The organism is Streptomyces sp. NPDC013455 (assembly GCF_040632975.1).
GTDB lineage: Bacteria > Actinomycetota > Actinomycetes > Streptomycetales > Streptomycetaceae > Streptomyces.
On sequence record NZ_JBEYCX010000025.1, the window covers coordinates 22553 to 46877 of the forward strand.

At 73.0% G+C, this 24325-nt stretch carries 26 protein-coding genes; 15 read left to right on the forward strand and 11 right to left on the reverse strand.

Going from position 1 to position 24325, the window contains the following annotated elements; all coding sequences use genetic code 11:
* Positions 1-13 precede the first annotated feature (13 nt).
* The 3 genes from ABZ576_RS30305 (at position 14) to ABZ576_RS30315 (ending at position 2498) form a co-directional block, all read left to right on the forward strand.
* On the forward strand, positions 14-760 hold the full coding sequence (locus ABZ576_RS30305; RefSeq protein WP_360748019.1) for an SDR family oxidoreductase: 747 nt from the start codon (positions 14-16) through the stop codon (positions 758-760).
* Entirely contained in the window at positions 757-1827 is a 1071-nt protein-coding gene (locus tag ABZ576_RS30310) for a low specificity L-threonine aldolase (protein WP_360747819.1), read from the forward strand. Before ABZ576_RS30305 ends, ABZ576_RS30310 begins: the two co-directional genes overlap by 4 nt.
* Positions 1828-1907: 80 nt before the next feature.
* The gene (locus tag ABZ576_RS30315; RefSeq protein ID WP_360747822.1) at positions 1908-2498 is read left to right on the forward strand and encodes a transglutaminase family protein; all 591 of its coding nucleotides are present in this window, start codon (positions 1908-1910) and stop codon (positions 2496-2498) included.
* A gap of 80 nt (positions 2499-2578) precedes the next feature.
* On the opposite strand, the gene ABZ576_RS30320 is transcribed toward ABZ576_RS30315, so the two are convergent.
* A complete protein-coding gene (locus ABZ576_RS30320) occupies positions 2579-3307 on the reverse strand; it encodes a lysophospholipid acyltransferase family protein (RefSeq protein WP_360747825.1) in 729 nt (242 codons plus the stop codon).
* 306 nt (positions 3308-3613) lie between these two features.
* Between ABZ576_RS30320 and ABZ576_RS30325 the strand changes: the two genes are divergently transcribed.
* The 5 genes from ABZ576_RS30325 to ABZ576_RS30345 all read left to right on the forward strand — a co-directional run bounded on the left by ABZ576_RS30325 (position 3614) and on the right by ABZ576_RS30345 (position 8367).
* Positions 3614-4030 (forward strand): thioredoxin family protein, encoded by a 417-nt coding sequence (locus tag ABZ576_RS30325; protein WP_360747828.1) that lies wholly within the window; start codon positions 3614-3616, stop codon positions 4028-4030.
* Between the two features lie 205 nt (positions 4031-4235).
* Complete coding sequence (locus ABZ576_RS30330; protein ID WP_360747831.1) at positions 4236-4745, forward strand: flavin reductase family protein; 510 nt, start codon at positions 4236-4238, stop codon at positions 4743-4745.
* 218 nt (positions 4746-4963) lie between these two features.
* Entirely contained in the window at positions 4964-5752 is a 789-nt protein-coding gene (locus ABZ576_RS30335; protein WP_360747834.1) for an electron transfer flavoprotein subunit beta/FixA family protein, read from the forward strand.
* Positions 5753-5805: 53 nt separating this feature from the next.
* Positions 5806-6768, forward strand: a complete 963-nt coding sequence (locus tag ABZ576_RS30340; RefSeq protein ID WP_360747838.1) for an electron transfer flavoprotein subunit alpha/FixB family protein — start codon at positions 5806-5808, stop codon at positions 6766-6768.
* A gap of 300 nt (positions 6769-7068) precedes the next feature.
* Positions 7069-8367, forward strand: coding sequence for an aldolase/citrate lyase family protein (locus ABZ576_RS30345; protein WP_360747841.1), 1299 nt, complete (start codon positions 7069-7071; stop codon positions 8365-8367).
* A gap of 209 nt (positions 8368-8576) precedes the next feature.
* Here the strand turns inward: ABZ576_RS30345 and ABZ576_RS30350 are convergent, their stop codons facing one another.
* Positions 8577-9341, reverse strand: coding sequence for a hypothetical protein (locus ABZ576_RS30350; protein WP_360747844.1), 765 nt, complete (start codon positions 9339-9341; stop codon positions 8577-8579).
* A gap of 2 nt (positions 9342-9343) precedes the next feature.
* Positions 9344-10393, reverse strand: a complete 1050-nt coding sequence (locus ABZ576_RS30355) for a LacI family DNA-binding transcriptional regulator (protein WP_360747847.1) — start codon at positions 10391-10393, stop codon at positions 9344-9346.
* A 208-nt stretch (positions 10394-10601) separates the two neighbouring features.
* Here ABZ576_RS30355 and ABZ576_RS30360 point away from each other — a divergent pair, with 208 nt between their 5' ends.
* The 3 genes from ABZ576_RS30360 (at position 10602) to ABZ576_RS30370 (ending at position 13128) form a co-directional block, all read left to right on the forward strand.
* Positions 10602-11555: an ROK family protein gene (locus ABZ576_RS30360; protein WP_360747850.1), complete on the forward strand. Its 954-nt coding sequence runs from the start codon at positions 10602-10604 to the stop codon at positions 11553-11555.
* A 184-nt stretch (positions 11556-11739) separates the two neighbouring features.
* The gene (locus ABZ576_RS30365; RefSeq protein ID WP_360747853.1) at positions 11740-11931 is read left to right on the forward strand and encodes a hypothetical protein; all 192 of its coding nucleotides are present in this window, start codon (positions 11740-11742) and stop codon (positions 11929-11931) included.
* Positions 11932-12084: 153 nt separating this feature from the next.
* Positions 12085-13128 (forward strand): NUDIX domain-containing protein, encoded by a 1044-nt coding sequence (locus ABZ576_RS30370; RefSeq protein ID WP_360747856.1) that lies wholly within the window; start codon positions 12085-12087, stop codon positions 13126-13128.
* An 88-nt stretch (positions 13129-13216) separates the two neighbouring features.
* On the opposite strand, the gene ABZ576_RS30375 is transcribed toward ABZ576_RS30370, so the two are convergent.
* Both ABZ576_RS30375 and ABZ576_RS30380 read right to left on the reverse strand, forming a co-directional pair.
* Positions 13217-13957, reverse strand: coding sequence for an MBL fold metallo-hydrolase (locus tag ABZ576_RS30375; protein WP_360747859.1), 741 nt, complete (start codon positions 13955-13957; stop codon positions 13217-13219).
* Between the two features lie 62 nt (positions 13958-14019).
* Positions 14020-15375, reverse strand: a complete 1356-nt coding sequence (locus ABZ576_RS30380) for a dipeptidase (protein WP_360747862.1) — start codon at positions 15373-15375, stop codon at positions 14020-14022.
* A gap of 130 nt (positions 15376-15505) precedes the next feature.
* Between ABZ576_RS30380 and ABZ576_RS30385 the strand changes: the two genes are divergently transcribed.
* A complete protein-coding gene (locus ABZ576_RS30385; protein WP_360747864.1) occupies positions 15506-16747 on the forward strand; it encodes a geranylgeranyl reductase family protein in 1242 nt (413 codons plus the stop codon).
* On the opposite strand, the gene ABZ576_RS30390 is transcribed toward ABZ576_RS30385, so the two are convergent.
* On the reverse strand, positions 16737-17192 hold the full coding sequence (locus ABZ576_RS30390; RefSeq protein ID WP_360747867.1) for a nitroreductase family deazaflavin-dependent oxidoreductase: 456 nt from the start codon (positions 17190-17192) through the stop codon (positions 16737-16739). The genes ABZ576_RS30385 and ABZ576_RS30390 overlap by 11 nt on opposite strands.
* Before the next feature lie 150 nt (positions 17193-17342).
* Here ABZ576_RS30390 and ABZ576_RS30395 point away from each other — a divergent pair, with 150 nt between their 5' ends.
* Complete coding sequence (locus ABZ576_RS30395; protein WP_360747870.1) at positions 17343-18029, forward strand: TetR/AcrR family transcriptional regulator; 687 nt, start codon at positions 17343-17345, stop codon at positions 18027-18029.
* Positions 18030-18138: 109 nt separating this feature from the next.
* On the opposite strand, the gene ABZ576_RS30400 is transcribed toward ABZ576_RS30395, so the two are convergent.
* Together ABZ576_RS30400 and ABZ576_RS30405 are read right to left on the reverse strand one after the other, a co-directional pair.
* The gene (locus ABZ576_RS30400; RefSeq protein WP_360747873.1) at positions 18139-18420 is read right to left on the reverse strand and encodes a DUF6332 family protein; all 282 of its coding nucleotides are present in this window, start codon (positions 18418-18420) and stop codon (positions 18139-18141) included.
* A gap of 70 nt (positions 18421-18490) precedes the next feature.
* Positions 18491-19981 carry an MFS transporter gene (locus ABZ576_RS30405; RefSeq protein ID WP_360747876.1) on the reverse strand — a complete coding sequence of 497 codons (1491 nt, stop codon included), beginning with the start codon at positions 19979-19981 and terminating at the stop codon, positions 18491-18493.
* An 85-nt stretch (positions 19982-20066) separates the two neighbouring features.
* On the opposite strand from ABZ576_RS30405, the gene ABZ576_RS30410 reads away from it, so the two are divergent.
* Complete coding sequence (locus ABZ576_RS30410; RefSeq protein ID WP_360747879.1) at positions 20067-20465, forward strand: MarR family transcriptional regulator; 399 nt, start codon at positions 20067-20069, stop codon at positions 20463-20465.
* A gap of 65 nt (positions 20466-20530) precedes the next feature.
* Here ABZ576_RS30410 and ABZ576_RS30415 read toward each other — a convergent pair whose 3' ends face one another.
* The 3 genes from ABZ576_RS30415 to ABZ576_RS30425 form a co-directional block, all read right to left on the reverse strand.
* Complete coding sequence (locus ABZ576_RS30415; protein ID WP_360747882.1) at positions 20531-21271, reverse strand: maleylpyruvate isomerase family mycothiol-dependent enzyme; 741 nt, start codon at positions 21269-21271, stop codon at positions 20531-20533.
* Positions 21272-21454: 183 nt separating this feature from the next.
* Positions 21455-22621 carry an MFS transporter gene (locus ABZ576_RS30420; RefSeq protein WP_360747885.1) on the reverse strand — a complete coding sequence of 389 codons (1167 nt, stop codon included), beginning with the start codon at positions 22619-22621 and terminating at the stop codon, positions 21455-21457.
* Positions 22622-22723: 102 nt separating this feature from the next.
* Positions 22724-23143 (reverse strand): hypothetical protein, encoded by a 420-nt coding sequence (locus ABZ576_RS30425; RefSeq protein WP_360747888.1) that lies wholly within the window; start codon positions 23141-23143, stop codon positions 22724-22726.
* A gap of 742 nt (positions 23144-23885) precedes the next feature.
* Here ABZ576_RS30425 and ABZ576_RS30430 point away from each other — a divergent pair.
* Positions 23886-24281, forward strand: coding sequence for a luciferase family protein (locus ABZ576_RS30430; protein WP_360747891.1), 396 nt, complete (start codon positions 23886-23888; stop codon positions 24279-24281).
* Positions 24282-24325 lie beyond the last annotated feature (44 nt).

A 24325-nucleotide genomic window follows, 5' to 3' on the forward strand; every position in this document is an offset into this window, starting at 1 on the left:
GGGGAAGAACATGGTGGGGAACGGGGCTCTCAGCGGTGCGGTGATCGCGGTGGCCGGAGCGGGCGGACCCGCCGGACACGCGGCGCTGGTCCGGCTCGCGGAGGCCGGCGCGGTCGTCGTCGGCGCGGACAACAACCCCGAGCGCCTGGCGGAGGCCGTGGACGCGGCCCGCTACGCCCGGGGCGGCGCCACGGTCACCGGCGAGACGGTGGACCTGCTCGACCTGGAGGACACCCGGGCCTGGGCCGCGCGCATCGAGAAGGACCACGGCCGCATCGACGGCCTGGTGCACCTGGTCGGCGGCTGGCGCGGCAGCGCGACCTTCGCCGAGACCGACCTCGGCGACTGGGATCTGCTGGAGAAGCTGCTGGTCCGCACCGTCCAGCACACCTCCCTCGCCTTCTACGACGGCCTCCAGCGCAGCGACCGCGGCCGGTACCTGCTGATCAGTGCCGCCGGCGCGTCGAAGCCGACGGCGGGCAACGCGGCGTACTCCGCGGCCAAGGCGGCCGCGGAGGCGTGGACGCTGGCGATGGCCGACGGCTTCCGCAAGGCGGGGGGCGAGGAGGGTCCGCGCTCGGCGGCTGCCATCCTGGTGGTGAAGGCGCTGGTGCACGACGCGATGCGCGCGGAACGCCCCAACGCGAAGTTCGCGGGCTTCACGGACGTCAAGGACCTGGCCGAGGCCATCGAGGGCGTCTGGGAGAAGCCCGCCGCGGAAGTGAACGGAAACCGTCTGTGGCTGACCGAGAAGCCGTGAACCCTCCGAAGACCGACGCGCGTCGCCATCACGACCCGCAGGTCCGCGGTTTCGCCAGTGACAACTACGCCGGAGCCCACCCGGAGGTGCTGGCCGCCCTGGCCCTCGCCAACGGCGGCCATCAGGTGGCGTACGGCGAGGACGACTACACCGAGAACCTCCAGCGGATCATCCGGAGCCACTTCGGGGCCACCGCGGAGGCCTTCCCGGTCTTCAACGGCACCGGCGCGAACGTGGTCGCGCTCCAGGCGGTCACCGACCGCTGGGGCGCGGTGATCTGCGCCGAGAGCGCGCACATCAACGTGGACGAGGGCGGCGCGCCCGAGCGCATGGGCGGGCTGAAGCTGCTCACCGTGCCCACGCCCGACGGCAAGCTCACCCCCGAGCTGATCGACCGCCAGGCCTACGGCTGGGAGGACGAGCACCGGGCCATGCCGCAGGTCGTGTCGATCACCCAGAGCACCGAGCTGGGCACCCTGTACACGCCCGAGGAGATCCGCGCGATCTGCGAGCACGCCCACGCGCACGGCATGAAGGTGCACCTGGACGGCTCCCGGATAGCCAACGCCGCCGCCTCCCTGGACGTGCCCATGCGGACGTTCACCAACGCGGTCGGCGTGGACATCCTCTCCCTCGGCGGTACGAAGAACGGCGCGGTGTACGGCGAGGCGGTCGTCGTCATCAACCAGGACGCGGTGCGGCGGATGAAGCACCTGCGGAAGACGTCGATGCAGCTGGCGTCGAAGATGCGCTTCGTCTCCGTGCAGCTGGAGGCCCTGCTCGCCAAGGACCTGTGGCTGCGCAACGCCCGCCACTCCAACGAGATGGCCCAGCGGCTCGCCGAGGGCGTCCGCGCGGTGCACGGGGTGGAGATCCTCTACCCGGTGCAGGCCAACGGCGTCTTCGCCAGGCTCCCGCACGACGTGAGCGAGCGGCTGCAGAAGCGGTTCCGCTTCTACTTCTGGGACGAGCCCGCCGGGGTCGTGCGCTGGATGTGCTCCTTCGACACCACCGAGGACGACGTCGACACGTTCGTTGCGGCGCTCAAGGAGGAGATGGCCCGCTGACGTCCGGCAGTGTGCATAGGTATGCGGTCACCTGAAAAGTCATTGACGCTCAGGTGATCGCTTTCCTATGCTCTGCGGGCATGGAGCTGATCCAGAAGACCGCCGACCTGTCCGCTTACCTCGCCGCCGACGAGGTGATCGACCACCATCACCCGGTGGTCCTGGAGACCGCCGCCCGCTTGGCGGCAGGCGCAGCGGACTCGTATGAGTATGCGCGGGCTGCCTTCGAGTACGTACGCGACGCGATCCCGCACTCCCAGGACTCCGGTGATCTGCGCGTCACCTGGCGCGCGTCCGACGTGCTGTCGTCGCGCACCGGCATCTGCCACGCCAAGTCCCACGCGCTGGCCGCCCTGCTGCGGGCGGAGGACATCCCGACCGCGCTGTGCTACCAGCGTCTGGCCGGCGACGAGGGCGGACACGTGGTCCACGGTCTGGTCGCCGTCCGCTTCCACGGGGCCTGGCACCGGCAGGACCCCCGCGGCAACAAGCCCGGCGTCGACGCCCAATTCTCACTCGACGGGGAACGGCTGGCCTGGGTCCCGGACCCGGCGTCCGGCGAGACCGACTACCCGGTCCTGTACGCCGGACCGCACCCGGCCGTCCTGGCCGCCCTGCGTGCCGCCCCCGACCGTCCGTACCTCTGGAAGACGCTCCCCGACGCGCTCTGAGCCGGGGCCGCAGGCGAAGGGCCGGCCGGACCAGGGGGCCGGACCAGGGGGTGTCTACCCGATCATCCCGCTCCCGGCGCCTAGTGTGCCTCCGCCGTGCGCAGTTGCTCCAGGGTCGGTGCCGTACCGCCCAGGTGCGCGGGCAGCCACCAGGAGTCCTCCGGGCCCTTGGGGCGGGCCGGGTAGGCGCGCTGGGCGGCGTCCAGCAGTTCCTGGACGCGTTCGCGCAGGCGGCGGGTGATGGCACCGGCGTACTGGTCGCGGGGCGCCTCCACGGGCTCGCCGACGCGGATGGTGACGGGCAGGTGGCTGCGCTTGAAGTTGCGCGGGTGGCCCTTGGTCCACAGCCGCTGGGTGCCCCACACCGCCATCGGGACGAGCGGGACGCCCGCCTCCTGCGCCAGCCGGGCCGCGCCGGACTTGAAGCTCTTCAGCGTGAACGACTGCGAGATCGTGGCCTCCGGGAACACGCCGATGATCTCGCCGGAGCGCAGCGAGTCCAGCGCGTGCGCGTAGGCGGCCTCACCCTGCTTGCGGTCCACCGGGATGTGCTTCATGCCGCGCATCAGCGGGCCGGAGACCTTGTGCCGGAAGACCGACTCCTTCGCCATGAAGCGCACCAGGCGCTTCTGCGGCAGGGCCGCGAAACCGTTGAAGATGAAGTCCAGGTAGCTGATGTGATTGCTCACCAGCACGGCGCCGCCCGAGCGCGGGATGTTCTCCGACCCCTGGCAGTCGATCTTCAGATCCCAGACCTTGAACAGCGTCTTCGCGAAACCGACGACGGGGCGGTAGACCAGCTCTGCCATGGGCGGGGTGGACCCTTTCTGCTCTGCTCGGGAAAGGGGGATCCCGGCGGAAAAGTTACGCAGCCGTAGGTAACGGCGTCTCGCAGATGGTGCCCCAAGAACGGATGGGTAGCCAGTCCTGGTGCCCCGCGGCGGCGAGATCCTCGTCACGTCGGCCTAGAGCGCCGTCGATCCCGCGTCCCTTTCACTCCGTGCGGACCGTCGCTTCCTCGGGGCGGGAACTCCCGCTCCCGGACGTGGCTCATGAACCCAGCATTTCGCATGAAAGACTCCGGGGCGGGAATCTTCGCGGTCTCCTGAACGCTTGTGCCGACGAACGGGGCGACGGGCCCGGACGCGCTCGCGGCGGCGGGCGCCCACGGAGTACCGCACGGGCGGCGGAACAGGAGGACGCGGGTGCGCGGGCACGACGACGGCAGGCGGCTAGGGACCGCCGACCTCGGCGGCGAACTGGGGGAGCGGGCCACGCTCGTGCAGTTCTCCAGCGCCTTCTGCGCCCCCTGCCGGGCCACCCGGCGCGTCCTCGGTGAGGTCGCCGCTATGGTCCCGGGCGTGACCCACGTCGAGATCGACGCCGAGGCCCGCCTGGACCTCGTACGCGAGCTGGGCGTCCTGAAGACGCCGACCGTCCTGGTCCTGGACGCCGGCGGCCGGGTGGTGCGGCGCGCCGCCGGGCAGCCCCGCAAGGCCGACGTCATCGCCGCGCTGGGGAGGGCGCTGTGACCGGGCTGCCGGGCGCGCCGGGACGGCTTCCGCATCCCGGAACGCACTTGACGGTGGGTACCGGCCATCGTCAGCCTGACCGTATGCCGACCGAACTCCTTCTCTACGGGCGGGTCCACGTCGACCTGGCCCGTACCGCGAGCGCGCGCTGTCCCGGCTGCTGAGCAGCGACGGACCCGCCCCACTCCCAGAGAAGGACAATTCCATGACGGCCACGCCCGACCTCGGCACCCCTCAGCTCGCCTCCCCCGAACTGCTGCGCTCGACCTTCCGCCGGCACGCGGCCGGTGTCGCGGTGATCACGGCACGCGGGCCCGCCGGCCCGGCCGGCTTCACCGCCACCTCCCTCACCTCCGTCTCCGCCGAGCCGCCGCTCGTCTCCTTCGGCATCGGCACCGGCGCCTCCAGCTGGCCCGCGATAGCCGGGGCCGACCACGTCGGCGTGCACATCCTCGGCGAGCACCAGAGCGAGCTGGCCGCCACCTTCGCCCGCAGCGGCGCCGACCGCTTCGGCGCGCCGACCGGCTGGCGGGACGGCCCGGAAGGCGTGCCGGTGCTGGACGGCGTGCTCGCCTGGCTCGTGTGCCGGATCGTCGCGCGGGTACCGGCGGGCGATCACCGGATCGTCGTCGCCGAGGCGGTCCTCGGCGATCCCTCGGGTGCCGGCCGCCCGCTCCTCTACCACCAGGGCGGCTTCAACGGCCTGCGGGATTGATCACGCCGTCCGCGTCCTGCACGGCCGTCCAGTTCCGGTTACGCTGCGTTGCGAACGTCACAGTTCAAAGCGCTTGCTTAGCGGGCATGAACGGGGTGTACTGACGAGTAATATTTCGGTCGGATCGCGCGACCGCCCCGACCGGGATCGGCCGCTTGAGGCGCCTATGCTGCCTCCAAGAGGCAGCCAGGAAATAACGATGCAGTAGGAGAGCCGGCGTGAGCTTGAGGATCGTTGTCACTGTGAAGTACGTGCCCGACGCCACTGGCGACCGGCACTTCGCCGATGACCTGACCGTCGATCGCGACGACGTGGACGGTCTGCTCTCCGAACTGGACGAGTACGCGGTCGAGCAGGCGCTGCAGATCTCGGAGAACTCGGACGACGACGTCGAGGTGACCGTCCTCACGGTCGGCCCCGAGGACGCCAAGGACGCGCTCCGCAAGGCCCTGTCGATGGGTGCCGACAAGGCAATCCACATCGACGACGAGGACCTGCACGGCACCGACGCCATCGGTACCTCCCTGGTCCTGGCCAAGGCCATCGAGAAGGCCGGTTACGACCTGGTCGTCTCGGGCATGGCGTCCACCGACGGCACGATGGGCGTCGTCCCGGCGCTGGTCGCCGAGCGTCTCGGCGTCCCGCAGGTCACCCTGCTGTCCGAGGTCTCCGTCGAGGACGGCGTGGTCAAGGGCCGCCGCGACGGCGACGCCGCCTCGGAGCAGCTGGAGGCCTCGCTGCCGGCGGTCGTCTCCGTGACCGACCAGTCCGGCGAGGCCCGCTACCCGTCCTTCAAGGGCATCATGGCGGCCAAGAAGAAGCCGGTGGAGTCCTGGGACCTGTCCGACCTGGACATCGACGCCGAGGAGGTCGGTCTCGACGGCGCGTTCACCAAGGTCGAGGCCGTGGCCGAGCGTCCGGCCCGTTCGGCCGGCACCATCGTCAAGGACGAGGGCGAGGGCGGCAAGCAGCTCGCTGAGTTCCTCGCGAGCCAGAAGTTCATCTAAGGGCTCGCCCCCGCTGACCGCCCCTCAACTTCGTTACGCAGGAGTGCAATCCCATGGCTGAAGTCCTCGTCTACGTCGACCACGTGGACGGCGCCGTCCGCAAGCCCACCCTGGAGCTGCTGACCCTGGCCCGCCGCATCGGCGAGCCCGTCGCCGTCGCCCTCGGCGCCGGTGCCGCCGACACCGCCGCCACGCTCGCCGAGCACGGCGCGGTGAAGGTCCTCACCCACGACGCGTCCGAGTACGCCGAGTACCTGGTCGTGCCGAAGGTGGACGCCCTCCAGGCCGCCTACGAGGCCGTCTCCCCGGCCGCCGTGCTGGTGCCGTCCTCCGCCGAGGGCAAGGAGATCGCCGCCCGCCTGGCGCTGCGCATCGGCTCCGGCATCATCACCGACGCCGTCGACCTGGAGGCCGGCGACGAGGGCCCGGTGGCCACCCAGTCGGTGTTCGCCGCGTCCTTCACCACCAAGTCCCGCGTCATCAAGGGCACCCCGGTCATCACGGTCAAGCCGAACAGCGCCGCCGTCGAGGCCGCCCCGGCCGCCGGTGCGGTCGAGGCCCTGTCGGTGACCTTCTCCGACAAGGCGACCGGCACGAAGATCACCGGCCGTACGCCGCGTGAGTCGACGGGCCGCCCGGAGCTGACCGAGGCCGCGATCGTGGTCTCCGGCGGTCGCGGTGTGAACGGCGCGGACAACTTCACGATCATCGAGGCCCTCGCCGACCAGCTCGGCGCGGCCGTCGGTGCCTCGCGTGCCGCCGTCGACGCCGGCTGGTACCCGCACACCAACCAGGTCGGCCAGACCGGCAAGTCGGTCTCGCCGCAGCTGTACATCGCCAACGGCATCTCCGGCGCGATCCAGCACCGCGCCGGTATGCAGACCTCGAAGACGATCGTGGCCGTCAACAAGGACGCCGAGGCCCCGATCTTCGAGCTGGTCGACTTCGGCGTGGTCGGCGACCTCTTCGACGTCGTCCCGCAGCTGACCGAGGAGATCAAGACCCGCAAGGGCTGAGCTCCCGCCTCCGCCGGCCGAGGCCCCCGTGACCGCATCCGGTCACGGGGGCCTCGGCTCTTTCCCGGCCCCCACCCCCCCTCGTGCCGGCCGGCCGCCCGCGCGCCCGGCGCCGCTCCGGTCCCCCTGGGCGCGCCTCGACACCGCACAGCCGCCGGACGGATGGTGGATGTGCCGGCCCGGCGAAGGACGCGGCGAAGGGCAGGGGAGACCGGTGGTGTTGACCAGCGGGAAGGTTGCCGGATAACTTCGCCATACGGATTGTTGATTCCGTAAAGCGGAAAGCTTGGAGGGTGTGGGATGGGTCAGCAGGAGAAGGCGGCGACGAGCCTCGCGGGCGCCGTCAGCGAGGAGATCAGCGCCTCCCTCGCACCGGTCGACGCGGAGCTGGAGCGCCGCTACCCCGGGGACCCCGGCACCCGGCAGCCCGTCCACACCGTCTACGTCCCCGGTGACGCCTTCGCCGCCGACACCCTGCGTACCTGGGGCGACCAGGCCCTCGCCCTGCTCGACGAACACGCCCCCGACGCCGCCTCCTTCGCGGGCGTCCTCGGCCTCGCCGACGAACTCGCCGAGCCGGTCTACTCCCGGGTCCGGGCCAAGCTGGAGCGCGAGCCGATCGAGGACCTGCGCGTCGACTTCGAGGACGGCTACGGCCCCCGCCCCGACGCCGAGGAGGACGCGACGGCGGCCCGTGCGGCCCGCCTGATCGCCGAGGCGTACGAGAACGGCACGGCGGCGCCGTACATGGGCATCCGCATGAAGTGCATGGAGGCGCCGGTACGCGACCGGGGCATCCGCACCCTCGACGTCTTCCTCACCGCCCTGATGGAGGCCGGCGGCCTGCCCGAGGGCCTGGTCCTCACGCTGCCGAAGGTGACGTACCCCGAGCAGGTCGCCGCCTTCGTCCGGCTGCTGGAGGCATTCGAGAAGGCGCACGGCCTGGACGCCGGGCGGCTCGGCTTCGAGATCCAGATCGAGACCAGCCAGGCCATCCTCGCCACCGACGGCACCGCCACCGTGGCCCGCATGATCCAGGCCGCCGAGGGCCGCGCCACCGGCCTGCACTACGGCACTTTCGACTACAGCGCCTGCCTCGGTGTCTCCGCCGCCTACCAGGCCAGCGACCACCCGGCCGCCGACCACGCGAAGGCGATCATGCAGGTCGCCGCGGCGGGCACCGGCGTCCGCGTCTCGGACGGCTCCACCAACGTCCTGCCGGTCGGCCCGGCCGCCAAGGTCCACGACGCCTGGCGCCTCCACTACGGCCTCACCCGCCGCGCCCTCGCCCGCGCCTACTACCAGGGCTGGGACATGCACCCCGGCCACATCCCCACCCGCTACGCGGCCGTCTTCGCCTTCTACCGCGAGGGCTTCGAGCAGGCGGCGGCCCGCCTCGCCCGGTACGCCAACCGGGCCGGCGGGGACGTCATGGACGAGCCCGCCACCGCCAAGGCCCTCAGCGGCTACCTGCTGCGCGGCCTGGACTGCGGCGCCCTGGACACCGCCGAGGTCGCCCGGCTCAGCGGACTGACCCGCGCCGACCTGGAGAACTTCGCGGCCCCCCGGCGCGGCGACCTGACGGCCTCCGTGCAGTAGCGCGCGGACCTGAGGGCCTCCGTGCAGTAGCGCGCGGACCCACGCCACGGCCGAGGCCCGAGCCCCCGCCTGGATCTCCGGCCCCCCGGCGCCTGGCCGTGGTGCGGCGGGCCGCACAACCGTCGCCGCCCTGTCCCTCCGCACCGCACGGCCTCCACCAGGCACCGGAAGCGGTACGGGAACGGGGCGGCGGATCCCGGAGCGCGGCCTCACCCGCGGCCGGGTCCCGGTGGCCCGCCGTCGTCGGCGTACTGCTCCAGCCCCGACTCCGTCACCCACTTCTGCCGGGCGAACAGCAGCGTGCCCCGGGCGCACAGCTCCGCGTCGCCGCGTGCCCGGGCCGAGAACTCCTCCGGCGTCGACCCGAACAGCTCCCGCAACGGGGCCGACCGCACCAGCAGCTGGGTGAGGAGCGCGCGCTGCCCGGGATGGCCGCGTGGCGCTCCCGCGCCGTCGTGCAGCACCCCGTGCCGGTTGACGTACGCGTACACGCCCGCGAGCACCGTGCCGTCGGCGAACGCCACCCGCACGTCCGGAGCGGGCAGCCAGACCCGCTGGAAGTTGCCGTTGGGCAGGGGCACGCCCTCGCTGGCGTCGATCACCTCCAGCTGCGCGCGGTCCAGCCAGAGGACGAACAGGTGGCGTAACGCGCGGGGGGACCTCACGGGTGACGCGGACACGTAGCCCAGACGGCTGACGTGCGCCGAGACACCCACGCCGAGACCGGACACCCGGGCCCGCACCATCGGCAGGGGCGAGTCGATCCCGAACTCGTCCAGCTTGTGGCGGAGCTGGCCGGGACAGGCGTTGGAGCCGACGGCGAGGACCGGCGCCCGGTCGGCGTGCACCAGCCGGTCCAGCGGGAGCATCCGGTCGCCGTGCAGCAGCCCGGAGTCGGCGGGCCACGCGCCGGGATAGGTCAGCGGATGGTCACGCGGAGCCGCGGCGAGGCCCAGCTCCGCCAGGGTCGCCATGCTCAGTCCGCGGGCGGCAGCTCGCCCGAGCCCCGGGTGATCAGCCGGGTCGGCAGCTCGATCCGCTCGGGCGCCAGGAGGGTGCCGTCCAGCTGGCGGAAGAGACGCTCGGCCGCCGTACGGCCGAGGGCGGCCGCATCCTGCGCGACGACCGTGACGCCCGGCTGGAGCAGATCCGCCAGCTCGATGTCGTCGAAGCCGACCAGCGCGACCCGCCGCGGCTGCTCGGCGAGCACCCGGATCACGGTGACCGTCACCCGGTTGTTGCCGGTGAAGACGGCGGTGACCGGATCGGGACCGGACAGCATCTCCTCCGCCGCCCTGCGCACCCGCTCCGGGTTCGTCGCCCCGAGGGACATCCAGCGCTCCTCGACCGGTATGCCGGCGTCCTCCATGGCCGCCCGGTAGCCGCGCAGCCGCTCGGCGGCGGTGTGGATGCGGGGCATGTCGCCGATGAACCCGATCCGCCGGTGGCCGTGCGCGATCAGGTGGGCCACGCCGTCACGGGCGCCACCGTAGTTGTCGGAGAGGACCACGTCGGCGTCGATCCGGCCGGCCGGCCGGTCCACGAACACGGTCGCCACGCCGGCCCTGATCTCCGGTTCCAGATAACGGTGGTCGTCCCCGGCCGGGATGACCACCAGACCGTCCACCCGGCGCGCGCACAGCGCCAGCGCCAGCTCCTGCTCGCGCTCGGGGTCCTCCGCGCTGGAGCCGTTGATCAGCAGCGCGCCGTGGGCGCGCGCCACCTCCTCCACGGCCCGGCTGAGCGGGCCGTAGAACGGGTCCGCGAGGTCCTCCAGGACCAGCCCGATGCTCGCCGTACGGCCCTTGCGCAGCACCCGGGCGCTGTCGTTGCGGCGGAAGCCGAGCGCCTCGATCGCCTCCTGCACCCGGCGCTCGGTGTCCGGGGTGACCCCGGGCTCGCCGTTGACCACCCGCGAGACCGTCTTCAGCCCCACCCCGGCGCGCGCCGCCACGTCCTTCATCGTGGGGCGGTTGCCGTACCGGGTCCCGGTGAGGAGGTCTGCGCGGCGGGTGGTCTCTGGCACGATGGGCTGTCCTGTCTCTCGTCCGTCACACCATGGCCGTGCGGGCGGACCATGGGCTTGTATGAGGATGTGGCGTCGAGCATAGAGCCTGGACAACGTTGTCAGATGCGAGAGAGACTGTCCACCGCTGTCTCCGGCCTGCGCCCCCACCGCTTGACCGGCCTGACGTTTCCTGGTTCTCAAGCTCCGACGGGGAGATCTGACTCTGATGCACACCGACCTGGTGGCGGCCCTGGACATCGGCGGTACGAAGATCGCCGGCGCCCTGGTGGACGGCGACGGACGGATACTGACCCGGGCCCAGCGCGCCACTCCTGCCCGGCAGGACGGCGAAACGGTCATGCGGGCGGTCGAGGAGGTGCTCGGCGAACTCGCCGGGTCGCCGCTGTGGGGACGTGCCGGCTCGCTGGGCATCGGCAGCGCCGGCCCGGTGGACGCCTCCGCGGGCACCGTCAGCCCGGTGAACGTGCCGGGCTGGCGTGACTTCCCGCTGGTCGACCGGGTGCGCGCGGCCACCGGGGGGCTGCCGGTGGAGCTGATCGGCGACGGGGTCGCGATCACGGCGGCAGAGCACTGGCAGGGCGCCGCGCGCGGCCACGACAACGCGCTGTGCATGGTGGTCTCCACAGGCGTCGGCGGCGGCCTGGTGCTGAACGGACGACTGCACCCCGGACCGACCGGGAACGCGGGGCACATCGGCCACATCAGCGTCGACCTGGACGGTGACCCCTGTCCGTGCGGCTCGCGCGGCTGTGTGGAGCGCATCGCGAGCGGCCCCAACATCGCCCGCCGCGCCCTGGAACGGGGCTGGCGCCCCGGGCCCGACGGCGACACCTCGGCGGCCGCCGTGGCCGCCGCGGCCCGCGCGGGCGACCCGGTCGCCCTGGCCTCCTTCGAACGGGCCGCGCAGGCGCTGGCCGCTGGCATCGCGGCCACCGCGACCCTGGTCGAGATCGACATCGCGGTGGTCGGCGGTGGCGTCGGCAAGGCGGGCGAGGTCCTGTTCACGCCGTTGCGCAAGGCGCTCACGGACTACGCGACCCTGTCCTTCGTGCGGCGGCTCACCGTCGTACCGGCCCAGACGGGCACGGACGCCGGCCTGGTCGGCGCCGCGGCGGCCGCGCTGGCCCGCGGGCGGGACGCGGCCGCGGTGAGCGGGTAGGGGGCGGCCGCGCGCGGCGTTCGCCCGCCTCCGGCACGCCGTACGGCGTCGAGGCGTCCCCGGACGCCATCAGGCAGCGCATGCTGCGGCACCGTGAGATCAACGTCCTGCGCGACCCCCGGCGTGCCGAACGCAACCCCGGTCGCGTGCGTGACCCCTGGCCGTCCACGCAGTTGATCAGTGTATGAAGAAGCGCAGCATGCTCGCGATCGCCACCCTCGCCGCCGGATTCGTGGTGGCCGCCGTCACCCCGTCCCACGCCGCGGACGACGGACCCCTCGGCGACCTCAACGTCTCGGACACCCTCGACTCGGCCCGTCACCTCGTCAGCGAGGACAGCCTGGCCATGAACGAGAACCCGCTCGAGCACGACTAGCCCGGCCGTCGTACGGCGTGTGTGCCGGTGTCCCCGCCGCAGGGGGCACCGGCACTCCCGGGTGCGCGCGGACGGGCGCCCTCAACGGGAGGGGGTTTCCGTGGCAGGGTGGAGCGGGCAAGCCTCAGGGGGCCAACAGAAGAGGGGGAGTCCGTGACCGTCGTCTGGATCAACGGCGCGTTCGGTGCGGGGAAGACCACCGCCGCACGTGAACTGATCGAACTGATCCCGAACAGCGCGCTCTTCGACCCCGAGGTGATCGGCGGGGCGCTCGCGCACCTGCTGCCGCCCAAGCGCCTCGCCGAAGCCGGTGACGTCCAGGACCTGCCGATCTGGCGCCGGCTCGTGGTCGACACCGCCGCCGCGATGCTCGCCGAACTGGGCGGCATCCTCGTGGTGCCCATGACCCTGCTCCGCCAGGAGTACCGCGACGAGATATTCGGCGGACTCGCCGCCCGCCGGATACCCGTGCACCATCTGCTCCTCGCCCCGGCCGAAACGATACTGCGCGAGCGGATGGCCGCGCGCGAGATCCCGTCCGACCCGTCCGACGGCGAGATGCGCACGCGGGAGTGGGCGTACGACCACATCGAGCCCTACCGCGCCGCCCTCGCCACCTGGCTCACCGCCGACGCGCACCCGCTCGACACCAGCGCCCTCAGCCCGTACGAGACCGCCGTGCGCATCGCCGACGCCGTCGGCAGCGGCGCCGTGCCGGCCTGCGACATCGTGCAGACCCCCGAGCCGACCGCCGAGACGCTCGCCGCCGGGGTGCTGCTCTTCGACGAGCACGACCGCGTGCTGCTCGTCGACCCCACCTACAAGCCCGGCTGGGAGTTCCCAGGCGGCGTGGTGGAGCGGGGCGAGGCCCCGGCCCGCGCCGGGATGCGGGAGGTCGCCGAGGAGACCGGGATACGGCTGCGGGAGGTGCCCCGGCTGCTGGTCGTGGACTGGGAGCGGCCTGCCCCGCCCGGCTTCGGCGGGCTGCGGCTGCTGTTCGACGGCGGCCGGCTGGCGGCCGGCGAGGCGTCCCGCGTACTGCTGCCGGGCCCGGAGCTGCGCGCCTGGCGGTTCGCCACGGAGGAGGAGGCCGCCGCCATGCTGCCGCCGGTCCGCTACGAGCGGTTGCGCTGGGCGCTGCGCGCGCGGGAGCGGGGCACCGCGCTCTACCTGGAGGCCGGCGTACCGGTCGGCTGAGCGGTTCCGCCGGCGAGCGCGCGCGGTGTCCCGTCCGGCTGACCGGTGCCCTTGTCGAGCTGGACCGGTGGTTCGGTCGGCCGGCCGCTCACCTCCCCGAGTCCGACGGTGCCCCGGTCTGCCGGCCGGTCCCCGTGGCGAGCGCGCGGAGGGCGGTGGTGGCGCCCGTCATGACCGGGTCGCCGTGTCCGAAACAGGCCACCTCCGCGCCGAGGCCCGCCAACCGGTTCACGGAGGCGAGGAGTCGGGGAAGGTCGAGGTTGAACACCCCGGGCATCGGCGTCCCGTCGGCGGGCGCCGCCGCCACCGTGTCCCCGGTGAACAGCACCCCCTCGGCGGGCAGGTACAGCGCGATGCTGCCGTCCGTGTGCCCCGGGACGTGGACCACGCGCGCGCCGCCGCCGAAGTCCAGCACGTCCCCGTCCGTCACGCCGGTGACCGAGCGCGGGGGCGCCGGCGGGCCCGCGGGCAGGTTCCGGACCGCCTCCGCGTGCAGCGGAAGCTCCCAGTCCGCGAAGTTGGGCGGCGGGCCGGGCACTTCCCCGCGTACGACCGGGGCGTCCAGGTGGTGCGCCAGCACCTCGGCGCCGCTCAGCGCGGCGAACTCGCCCGCGCCGCCCGCGTGGTCCTCGTGGAAATGGGTGACGACGACACGGCGTACGTCCTGCGGCGCGCGCCCCAGTTCGCCGACCGCCTCGGCGATCGCCCGGCCGGCACCGACCGGGCCCGCGTCGATCAGGGTCAACTCGTCGCCGTCGCGCCAGAGATAGGCCTGGCCGACGGGGAAGCGCAGCAGGTGCAGCCGCGGAAGCAACTCGATGAGCTCCATGCGCCGACCGTAGGGAGGGCCCCCGCCCGGGAGCGAGGGCCCTCTGCCGTCGGCAGAACGGTTCAGCCCGCCGCGTAGTTGCGCAGGAAGAGCGCCTCGGCGACGGACAGCCGCTCCAGCTCCTCGGGCGACACGCTCTCGTTGACCGCGTGGATCTGCGCCTCCGGCTCGCTCAGCCCGATGAGCAGGATCTCCGCCCGCGGGTAGAGGCCGGCGAGGGTGTTGCACAGCGGGATGGAGCCGCCCTGACCCGCGTACTGCATGGTCTCGCCCGGGTAGGCCACCGCCATCGCGTCGGCCATCGCCTGGTAGGCGGGGCTGGAGGTGTCGGCGCGGAACGGCTGGCCCTGGCCGATCTGCTCGGTGGTGACCCGGGCGCCCCACGGGGTGTGCGCCTCGATGTGCGCCTGGAGCAGCTTGGTGGCCTCCGCCGCGTCCACACCCGGCGGCACGCGCAGGCTGATCAGGGCGCGGGCACCGGCCTGCACCGACGGGGTGGCGCCGACGACGGGCGGGCAGTCGATGCCGAGGACGGTGACGGCCGGACGGGCCCAGATGCGGTCGGCGACCGAACCGTCGCCGATCAGCCCGACGCCCTCCAGTACCTTGGCGTCCGCGCGGAACTGCTCCTCCGTGTACTCCAGGCCGTCCCACTTCCCGACGGCGTCCAGGCCGTCGACCGTGGTCGAGCCGTCCTCGGCGCGCAGCGAGTCCAGGGCCCGGATCAGCGCGGCCAGCGCGTCCGGGGCGGCGCCGCCGAACTGGCCCGAGTGCAGGTTGCCGGCCAGGGTGTCCACCTGCACCCGGACCAGGGTCATGCCGCGCAGGGTGGTGGTGACCGTCGGCAGACCGACCCGGAAGTTGCCCGCGTCGCCGATGACGATCGTGTCCGCCGCCAGCAGTTCGGGGTGCTGCTCGGCGTACCGCTCCAGGCCGCCCGTGCCCTGCTCCTCCGAGCCCTCGACGATCACCTTCACGTGCACCGGGACGCCGCCGTTGGCCTTGAGGGCGCGCAGCGCGAGCAGGTGCATGATGACGCCGCCCTTGCAGTCGGCGGTCCCGCGGCCGTACCAGCGGCCGTCGCGCTCGGTCAGCTCGAAGGGCGGGGTGAGCCAGCCCGCCTCGTCCAGCGGGGGCTGGACGTCGTAGTGCGCGTAGAGCAGAACCGTTTTGGCGCCCTCCGGGCCCGGCAGGTAGCCGTAGACCGACTGCGTGCCGTCCGGGGTGTCCAGCAGGGCCACGTCCGTGAAGCCCTCCGCGCGCAGCGCGTCGGCGATCCAGTTGGCGGCGGCCTCGCTCTCGCTCTTCGGGAACTGCGTGAAGTCCGCCACCGACGCGAAGCCGACCAGCTCGGTCAGCTCGGCCTTCGCCCGGGGCAGCAGCGAGGCGACGGTCTCGGCGACCGGATTCGACGGCATGGGCACGCTCCTCGTGGGTGCGACGTTGTACGGGGTGAGTACACCGATCCTCCCACAGCGGTCCCGCCAGGCGGCCGCCGTAGGATGCGACAGGACACTGGTAACGGCTTGATCGGAGCGGTAGACCATCGTGAGCGGCGAGAACTCTTCAGCGGACGACGTGCGGCGGGTGTGGGACGTCGTCGTGGTGGGCGCGGGACCCGCGGGCGCCTCGGCCGCCTACGCGGCGGCCGTCGCGGGACGGCGCGTGCTGTTGCTGGAGAAGGCCGAGTTGCCTCGTTACAAGACCTGCGGCGGCGGCATCATCGGACCCTCGCGCGACGCGCTGCCGCCCGGCTTCGAGCTGCCCTTCCAGGACCGGGTGCACGCGGTCACCTTCTCCAACAACGGACGTTTCAACCGCACCCGCCGCTCCAAGCAGATGCTGTTCGGCCTGATCAACCGCCCGGAGTTCGACCAGCAGCTGGTCGAGCACGCCCAGAAGGCGGGCGCCGAGCTGCGCACGGGCGTCACCGTGCAGCGGGTCGAGCAGCACGGCTCGGCGGTGCCGGACCGGCGCACGGTCGCCGTCGTCCTCCAGGGCGGGGAGACGGTGCTGGCCCGCGCGGTCGTCGGCGCCGACGGCAGCGCCAGCCGGATAGGGGCCCACGTCGGTGTGAAGCTCGACCAGGTCGACCTCGGCCTGGAGGCGGAGATCCCGGTGCCGCAGACGGTGGCGGAGGACTGGAAGGGCCGGGTCCTCATCGACTGGGGCCCGATGCCGGGCAGTTACGGCTGGGTCTTCCCCAAGGGCGACACGCTGACCGTCGGCGTGATCTCCGCGCGCGGTGAGGGTGCCGCCACCAAGCGGTACTTGGAGGACTTCATCGCGCGCCTGGGTCTCGCCGGCTTCGAGCCCGCCCTCTCCTCGGGACACCTGACCCGCTGTCGCGCCGACGACTCGCCGCTGTCCCGGGGCCGGGTGCTGGTCTGCGGGGACGCGGCGGGCCTGCTGGAGCCGTGGACCCGCGAGGGCATCTCCTTCGCGCTGCGCTCGGGCCGGCTGGCGGGGGAGTGGGCGGTCCGGATCGCCGAGGCGCACGACGCGGTGGACGCCCGGCGCCAGGCCCTGAACTACGCGTTCGCGATCAAGGCCGGGCTCGGCGTCGAAATGGCCGTCGGCAAGCGGCTGCTGGCCCTGTTCGAGAAGCGCCCCGGCCTCTTCCACGCGGCCCTCACCGGTTTCCGCCCGGCCTGGCGGGCGTTCCGGGACATCACGCAGGGGTCCACCTCGCTCGGTGAGCTCGTCCGCTCCCACCCGATCGCCCAGCGCGCGCTGACCGCGCTGGACCGGGGTCCGGCCGTGGCGGCGGAGGAATCCGTCAGTCCGTGACGGTGATGCGGAAGACGGGGTGGTCGGGCGCGCAGGCGGTGATCTCCTCGTCGGACGAGGTGGACGTGACCCCGTCGAAGAACTTGTCGACCTGCCAGCCCCACCTCTCCAGATAGGTCCGCAGGACGGGGAGCTTCTCGGCGTCGGGAAGCTCCACCGCGGTGAAGGTGCGCACCTTGCGGCCGACGCGCAGTTCACCGCCGCCCGCGGCGCGCATGTTCCGGACCCACTGCGAGTGTCCGCGCGCGGAGACCAGGTACTGCCCGCCGTCGCAGGTGTGCGGGTTGACCGGGATCCGCTGCATCGCGCCGCTCTTGCGCCCGGGCACGGACATCTCGGCGCTGCCGGCGAGGCTCAGGCCGTGCCGTGCGAGCCAGCCGATCAGGCCGTTGAGGCGGACGGCGAGCGGGCTGACCTTGAGGTAGTACGGCGCAGACGACGACATGGTGACCTCCACGGTCGATCGGGAGAGCACTGCTCTCGTTCCGCCGTCAGTCTGGCGCAGACGGGTGCCCCGAAGCAAGAGCAGTGCTCTCTTTTCTGTTCGGTGCTCTCTCTTGTGTGCGCCGCTCTCCTTTCGTGGCACACTGCCGGCATGAGCACCGCACAGGGCGCCCGGGCACGGGCCAGGCAGGAAGTCACCGCGGCGATCAAGGAGGCGGCGCGCAGACAGCTGGCGGCGGAGGGCGCGGCCAAGCTCTCCCTGCGGGCCGTCGCCCGTGAGCTGGGCATGGTCTCGTCGGCCGTCTACCGGTACTTCCCCAGCCGCGACGACCTGCTCACCGCCCTGATCACCGACGCCTACGACTCCCTGGGCGCGGCCGCGGAGAAGGCCCGGGACGCCGCCGGTGACGCCCCGCCGACGGACCGCTGGGCGGCCGTGGCCGAGGCGGTGCGCGGCTGGGCGCTCGCCCACCCGCACGAGTACGCGCTGATCTACGGCTCACCCGTTCCCGGTTACTCCGCGCCCGAGACCACCGTCCCGGCCGCGGCCCGTGTCGGCCTCGTCTTCATCGGCATCCTCCGCGACGCCCACCAGGACCGCGGCCTCGCCGAGCCGTCCCTGCCGGCCGAACTGCGCCCCGAGGCCGAGCGCATGGCCGCCGACCTCGCGCCGGAACTCCCGCCGCAGGTGGTGGCGGCCCTCATCGCCGCCTGGGCCCAGCTGTTCGGTCTGGTCAGCTTCGAGCTCTTCGGCCAGTTCACCAACGTGGTCGAGGACCGGGCGGCGTTCTTCCGGCACGCGGCGGCCCGGCTGGCCGAGGGTGTCGGGCTGCGGTAGGGCCGCCGCGGTCCTCACGGGTGCGGCTCGGCGCCCGGGACCCCGCCCGACTCCTCGTCATCGCCTGGGAATCGGGGCCGGTGCGGCCGGGCTGGGGGCGAGACACCCGTCAGGGGTTCCCGTCCGGTCGTGGCGGGCCGGACCGGGACCACCGGCGGAAGCGCACCAGCACGCTCACCACGCGGGTCACGAACACCACCGCGGCGCAGGCCACGCCCAGCCGCAGCAGGGCCGCGGCGAGCAGTCCGGGCAGGTCGAAGAGGAAGGCGGGCCCGGCCACGGCGCCGAACAGCACGGCCGCCGCGAACGCTGCGCTGACCAGCGCGTAACCGATCTCGACCGTCGCCGCGTCCTGCTCCGCCCTGGTACGGCGGCCCCCGTGTGCGTACATGCCGCCAGTGTCACAGGCGTGCGCCCGGCGGGACAAACTCCCGCCGGGCGCACCTGTGGAGGCGGTCCCCCTAGTCGCGGACCGGCACGCGCTCCGCGTCCGCCTCCCGCACAGTGGACTTGGCGACCACTACGGACTGCCCCTGCCGGGACCTGCGCAGCCCGCCGAGCGACAGCAGCAGCCCCGCGACGGCGATGAACGTGACCACGACCAGACCGGGCCGGTAGCTGTCCAGGACGGCCTGCGGTGTGGCCTTCTCCGGGGCGTGCGCGGTGACCACGGCCGTCACAACGGCCAGGAAGATCGCGCCGCCCACCTGCACCGAGGTGTTGAGCAGCCCGGAGACCATGCCCTGCTCATGCTCCTCGACGCCGTTGGTCGCCTGGACGTTGAGAGACGGGAAGGTCACCGCGAAGCCCACGCCGACCAGCAGCATGGTCGGCAGGATCACGGCCGCGTAGACCGGGTTCAGGTCGATCCGCAGGAACAGGGCGTATCCCGTCGCCATGACGATGAAGCCGAGCACGATGAGACGCGGGGTGCCGAATCGGTCGATGACGGTGCCGACCTTGGTGGCGGAGAGCGCCACCAGCGCGCCGGCCGGCAGGAACGCCAGTGCGGTGTGCAGCGCCGACCAGCCCAGCACCTGCTGCATGTAGAGCGTGACCAGGAACTGGAAGCCTATGTAACTGCCGACGAACGTCAACGCGCCCAGCTGGGCCCGGACCTGGGGGCCGGAGCGCAGCACCCCGAGCCGGATCAGCGGGCTCGGGCTGCGCAGCTCGACGAGGACGAAGACGGCCAGCATGACGGCGACGGCGACGAAGGAGAGGATCGTGCGGGCCGAGGCCCAGCCCGCCTCGGGTGCCTGGACGACGGTGAAGACCAGCAGCAGCATCGAGGCGGTGCCGAGGACGGCGCCGGGGACGTCGTAACCGCCCTGGCCGCGTTCGCGTTCGGTGCGCGGCAGCAGCTTCATGCCCACGAGCAGGGCGACCAGCGCGACCGGCGCGGGCAGCAGCATCGTGAAACGCCAGCTGGCCTCGGTGAGCAGGCCGGAGAACACCAGCCCCATGGAGTAGCCGGTGGCGCCGCAGGTGGTGTAGATCGACAGGGCCCGGTTGCGCAGCGGGCCCTCCGGGAACGTCGTGGTGATGATCGACAGACCGGCGGGAGCGGTGAAGGCCGCGCTCAGGCCCTTGATGAAGCGGCTGGCGATCAGCAGCGGGCCCGAGTCCACGAGTCCGCCGAGCAGCGAGGCCACCGCGAACACACCGAGCGCGACCAGGAACACCTGGCGCCGGCCGAGCAGGTCGGCGGTCCGGCCGCCGAGGAGGAGCAGACCGCCGTAGCCGAGGATGTAGCCGCTGACGACCCATTGGAGGGCCGACGTCGACAGGTGCAGGTCGTCACCGATGGACGGCAGCGCGACGCCGACCATCGACACGTCCAGGGCGTCCAGGAACATCGCTGCGCACAGCACCAGCAGGGTGCCCCACAGCCGGGGAGTCCAGCGGGCCGCCGGGGACGGAACCGCGGAGGTGGTGAGCGGAGAGGTCATGGCGAGCAGGCTACATGCATGTGCATCGAATGCAAGCGCATTTAATTACGATGCAACAATCTCGTTTCTCTGCTACCGTGCGCTCATGGCGGCGAAGAAGGCCGAACAGGCGCTCGTGGACCAGTGGCGGGACATCCTGGCCCTGCATGCCCGCACACAGTGCGAACTGGACCGGGAGCTGCACGGGCACGGCTTGTGCGCCAGCGACTTCGAGGTGCTCGACCTGCTGGCCGAGGGCTCGGCGGCGGACGGCGGTTGCGCCTACCGCGTCCAGGAGATCTCCGACCGCGTCCACCTCAGTCAGAGCGCGCTGTCCCGGCTCATCGGCCGCCTGGAGAAGGACGGCCTCGTCCAGCGCGCGATGTGCCCGGAGGACCGGCGCGGGGTGCGTGTGGCGCTCACGGAGAAGGGGCGCGCGCTGCACGGCGAGGTACGGCCGGTGCAGCGCGCGGTACTGGCCAGGATGTTGACCGAAGACGCCTGACCGGTCGTCATCCCGCATGGCGGGCGGTGCCCGCCCCGTGCGGGGCGGCGGTGACGGGTCGGATGTCAGATCGCCGAGCGCTCCCGCCACAGGGTCGCGAGCGCCGGGTCGCCGGTCACCTGCGGGATCTCCGCCCGGTTCCACAGCGCCAGGTACAACCGGTCGGCCGGACCGGACAGTTCCGCCTCGGCCTCCCCCTCCGCCGCCCGCACGGTCACGGGCGGCTCGTCCGTGAGGCGTACGGTCCACACCGCGTCCGCCGCCGCGTCCAGCGCGCGCACCCGCAGCACCCGCGGTTCCTCGCTGCGCACCCGGCTCCGCGACCGGGCGTGGAAGCCGCGCAGCAGCTCGTCGATCCCGTCCACCGCGAAGTCCGGCGCGACCGGGGACGGCGTACCGCCGCGCGCGGCCTCGGCGTCGTACCGGTGCAGGGTCGTCTCGTGCGCCTGCCGCCGGGTCCAGAACGCCAGCGGCGACGGGTTGGGCGCGGGGTGGAAGGTCCAGCACTCCAGGTCGGCGGGCGCGGCGGCCAGGGTGTCCACCAGCAGGCGGTGGCTGTCCCGGTACCAGCTCACCAGCTCGGCGTCGTCCAGCTCCGGCGGCTCGGTGATGGGCCGGGGTGCGGTGTGCCCCTCGGCGACGAGGGCGGCGGCCCACCGGTGCACCGTGCCGGTGTGCCGCACCAGGTCCCGGACCTGCCACTCGGGGCAGGTCGGCACCTTGGCCTCGGGCCCCGCCGTGGCGGCGGCCGCCGCCAGCAACCCGCCCTCACGTTCGAGGATTTCAAGGAAGTCGGAAGTCTCCATGGGAGCGAGTGTGCCGGATGGAGTGCACTTCACCCTCGCCGCGTCCCGGATCGCGGGGGCGGAAGACGTAAGGGGGTGGGCGGCTTGGCGCAAATCCGGCCCCGCGGTCCGGATCGATCACCGGGACACGCCGGCCGGCAGGTCACGCCACCGGGGCCGGACCCGCCCGGGACCGCCGCGGCGTCAGCGGCCCAGCGCCCGCCGCGTCGCCACACCGATGCCCGCGGCCACGGCGGCCAGCGCGGCCACGCTGGTCAGCGCGGCGGGCAGGGAGAACCAGTCCGCCATGAACCCGATCGCGGGCGGCCCGAGGAGCATGCCGCCGTAGCCCAGCGTGGAGGCGACGGCGACGCCGGAGGGACCGGCCAGCGCCCCCGCCCGTTCCACTGCGACCGGGAACAGGTTGGCGAGCCCGACGCCCGTGATCGCGAAGCCGGTCAGCGCTGCCCACACGGAGGGTGCCAGCGAGCCCAGCAGCATGCCCGCCGCCGCGACGGTGCCTCCGGCGACCACGGTACGGGCCCGGCCGAGGCGCGCCAGCAGAGCCGTCCCCGTCAGCCGGCCGACGGTCATGGCGAGCGCGAAGCACGCGTACCCGGCAGCCGCCGTTCCGGCGGACGCGGCGAGATCCTGCTGGAGGTGGAGCGCGCCCCAGTCGGCCATCGCACCTTCCCCGTACGCCGTGCACAGCGCGATGAGGCCCAACACGACGACCAGCCCCCGCCCTCCCGGCGCGCCGCCGCCCCTCTTCGACGCCTGCGACGCGCCGGTGCGCTCCGGTGGTGCCGGCGGCTCGTGCCGGAGCAGGCCGCGCCCGGCGACGGCGGTGACGACCAGGCCGATCACGGTGAGACCGAGCAGATGACGGGTGGGGGAGAGGGCGTCGGCGACCAGCCCGCCCAGGGCGGCCCCGACCATGCCGCCCAGGCTGAAGGCGGCGTGGAAGCTGGGCATGATCGGACGGCGCAGGGCGGCGACCAGGTCGACGGCGGCACTGTTGAACGCCACGTTGACGCCGCCGTAGGCGGCGCCGAACAGCAGCAGGACGGCCCCCAGCGCCGGCGCGGAGCGGGTCAGCGGGGGCAGGGCCACGCTGAGCGCGAGCACCGCCATGCAGACCACGGTCACCGGATGACTGCCGAAGCGACGGCACAGCCGGCCGGTCAGCGTCATGGTGAGCACGGCGCCCGCGGAGACCCCGAGCAATGCCAGACCGAGGTCACCGGTGGAGGCGTTCGTCTGGTGCTTGATGTCGGGGATGCGGACGACCCACCCCGCGAAGAGGAAACCGTCCAGCGCGAAGAAGGCGGTGATCGCCAGGCGCAGCGAGGTGAGGCTCGGACCCGGCACGACACTGTGCGAACGGGTTTTGTTTATTAGCGGCACAAACTCAGGGTAGGTCTAGTCCGGGGAGGCGGGCAAGGGAGGGCGCGGCGGGGGCGGAGTCGTCCGTCACCTCCGGATGGTGGCGTTGTCGCCGGTAACGGCGATGCCGATGGTCCTGGCGGCGACCGAGCGCTCACCCGACGCCGTGATGTGCACGGTCTCGCCGGCGGGGGGCAGCAGCCTGGCGAGCTCCGCCGCCAATTCGGCGTCCTCGCGCAGCGCACGCTTGATCTGCTGGCGCACAGCCGCCGCCGCGTCCGCGTCCTGAGGCGCGTCCGCGGCATCCTGGACCGCCGCCTCCAGCTCCGCTCTGCCCTGCGCGTCCCGACGGCGCCACACCGCCTGCAGGACGCGTCGGCCCAGGTTCGCCGTGGCGTCGGCGGCCGCGCTCTCCGCCCGGGTGAACACGGCGACCCCGTACGCGCTCACCGCGGTCGTCAGATACGGACCCGCCTGCTCCACCAACTGCACGATCTCGGCGCTCACTCGGCCTCCTCACGCTCACGGCTACGACTAAGACCTCGCGCGGGAACGCCGCGGCCCCCACTCCTACCGCCACAACGCCCGGGCCGCCCGGGAAGGTTCCCGCCGGCCCCGCCGGCCGCCGTCCAAGTCGCCGATCGGGCATCGCCCGTGAGGCCAAGCCGCTGTCGGAGGTCGGGCGGGGCGGTCGGCACGCACAGAACACCGCGCTCGACACCCCGCGGCCCCGCCAGGGCAGTTTCGTTCCGCCGGCACTGTCCCGCCGAGGAGTTCCCCCCGTCAACGCTGTCCCGCCAGGGAGTTTCCTCCCGCCAGCGCTGTCCCGCCACGGGAGTTCCCACCCGTCAACGGCCCCGCTCCACCACTCGCTGCACCCATTCGGCCACCGCCCCGCCGATGGACCGGTGGCCGCCCGCGCCCGCGCCTCCGCCGGAGTGAGGCGTGCCGCGCGCGTGTCAGCAGTCCGCCCGCGCGCCCCCGTTGCGGTCGATCGCACACGAATGGGTGGTGTGGGGGCCGGGCCGGTCGGAGCCGGGGCGGGGATGCGCGGGCCGGCGTCCCGCCGTGTGTGGTTCTGTCGGCCGTTTTGCGGTGGAACATCCGTAGTATGGCGGTAATCGCCGTCGGTGTGGGCCTGTTCGACGGGGCTACGTACGTGCGGGTTCGGGAGTGCGTGGCGGATACAGGTCGGTTAATGCTTGCGCACGAGCTGGTTGCGGCCGGGTGAGCGCGCCATGATGGCCCCATGACGTTGGCCTCGCGCGCGCTCGCGCAACTGGCGACATGGCCGGACCTGAGACCGGCCGCTCCGAGCTGCGGCCTGGGTCAGGCGGTGACTTCGGCGCAGGGGGAGATCGCGCACTTCCACTCCGAGCGTGATGTCGACCTGCGGCTCACCGACCGGGCCATCCGGCGGTTCGCCAAGGACCTGAAGCACTCGGGTGCGATCAGGATCGTGCCCGGCTCGCAGTGGGTGACCCTGCGCCTCGACGCCGCGAGCGACGTCGACCTGCTGCTGACGCTGGTGAGCGTGGCGCTCCAGGCCCAGCAGGTGTGGCCCGACCCGGCGGACCGGCCGCTGGTCGGCTGCAACGACCAGCGGGGCGCGGGGTTCGTGAAAGCCGACCTCGGCGGCGTCTGAGACGGCCCGGGGCGACGCGCCGCTGCTCGGGCCGTCCGCACGCT

What these genes read in the sequence shown, in the direction of transcription:
- ABZ576_RS30395 (WP_360747870.1), top strand. Translation starts at nt 17,343, where the DNA reads ATGAGCACCGCACAGGGCGCCCGGGCACGGGCCAGGCAGGAAGTCACC.
- ABZ576_RS30340 (WP_360747838.1), top strand. Translation starts at nt 5,806, where the DNA reads ATGGCTGAAGTCCTCGTCTACGTCGACCACGTGGACGGCGCCGTCCGC.
- ABZ576_RS30415 (WP_360747882.1), bottom strand. Translation starts at nt 21,271, where the DNA reads ATGGAGACTTCCGACTTCCTTGAAATCCTCGAACGTGAGGGCGGGTTG.
- ABZ576_RS30320 (WP_360747825.1), bottom strand. Translation starts at nt 3,307, where the DNA reads ATGGCAGAGCTGGTCTACCGCCCCGTCGTCGGTTTCGCGAAGACGCTG.
- ABZ576_RS30365 (WP_360747853.1), top strand. Translation starts at nt 11,740, where the DNA reads ATGAAGAAGCGCAGCATGCTCGCGATCGCCACCCTCGCCGCCGGATTC.
- ABZ576_RS30330 (WP_360747831.1), top strand. Translation starts at nt 4,236, where the DNA reads ATGACGGCCACGCCCGACCTCGGCACCCCTCAGCTCGCCTCCCCCGAA.
- ABZ576_RS30430 (WP_360747891.1), top strand. Translation starts at nt 23,886, where the DNA reads ATGACGTTGGCCTCGCGCGCGCTCGCGCAACTGGCGACATGGCCGGAC.
- ABZ576_RS30360 (WP_360747850.1), top strand. Translation starts at nt 10,602, where the DNA reads ATGCACACCGACCTGGTGGCGGCCCTGGACATCGGCGGTACGAAGATC.
- ABZ576_RS30410 (WP_360747879.1), top strand. Translation starts at nt 20,067, where the DNA reads ATGGCGGCGAAGAAGGCCGAACAGGCGCTCGTGGACCAGTGGCGGGAC.
- ABZ576_RS30345 (WP_360747841.1), top strand. Translation starts at nt 7,069, where the DNA reads ATGGGTCAGCAGGAGAAGGCGGCGACGAGCCTCGCGGGCGCCGTCAGC.
- ABZ576_RS30380 (WP_360747862.1), bottom strand. Translation starts at nt 15,375, where the DNA reads ATGCCGTCGAATCCGGTCGCCGAGACCGTCGCCTCGCTGCTGCCCCGG.
- ABZ576_RS30350 (WP_360747844.1), bottom strand. Translation starts at nt 9,341, where the DNA reads ATGGCGACCCTGGCGGAGCTGGGCCTCGCCGCGGCTCCGCGTGACCAT.
- ABZ576_RS30400 (WP_360747873.1), bottom strand. Translation starts at nt 18,420, where the DNA reads ATGTACGCACACGGGGGCCGCCGTACCAGGGCGGAGCAGGACGCGGCG.
- ABZ576_RS30315 (WP_360747822.1), top strand. Translation starts at nt 1,908, where the DNA reads ATGGAGCTGATCCAGAAGACCGCCGACCTGTCCGCTTACCTCGCCGCC.
- ABZ576_RS30405 (WP_360747876.1), bottom strand. Translation starts at nt 19,981, where the DNA reads ATGACCTCTCCGCTCACCACCTCCGCGGTTCCGTCCCCGGCGGCCCGC.
- ABZ576_RS30375 (WP_360747859.1), bottom strand. Translation starts at nt 13,957, where the DNA reads ATGGAGCTCATCGAGTTGCTTCCGCGGCTGCACCTGCTGCGCTTCCCC.
- ABZ576_RS30390 (WP_360747867.1), bottom strand. Translation starts at nt 17,192, where the DNA reads ATGTCGTCGTCTGCGCCGTACTACCTCAAGGTCAGCCCGCTCGCCGTC.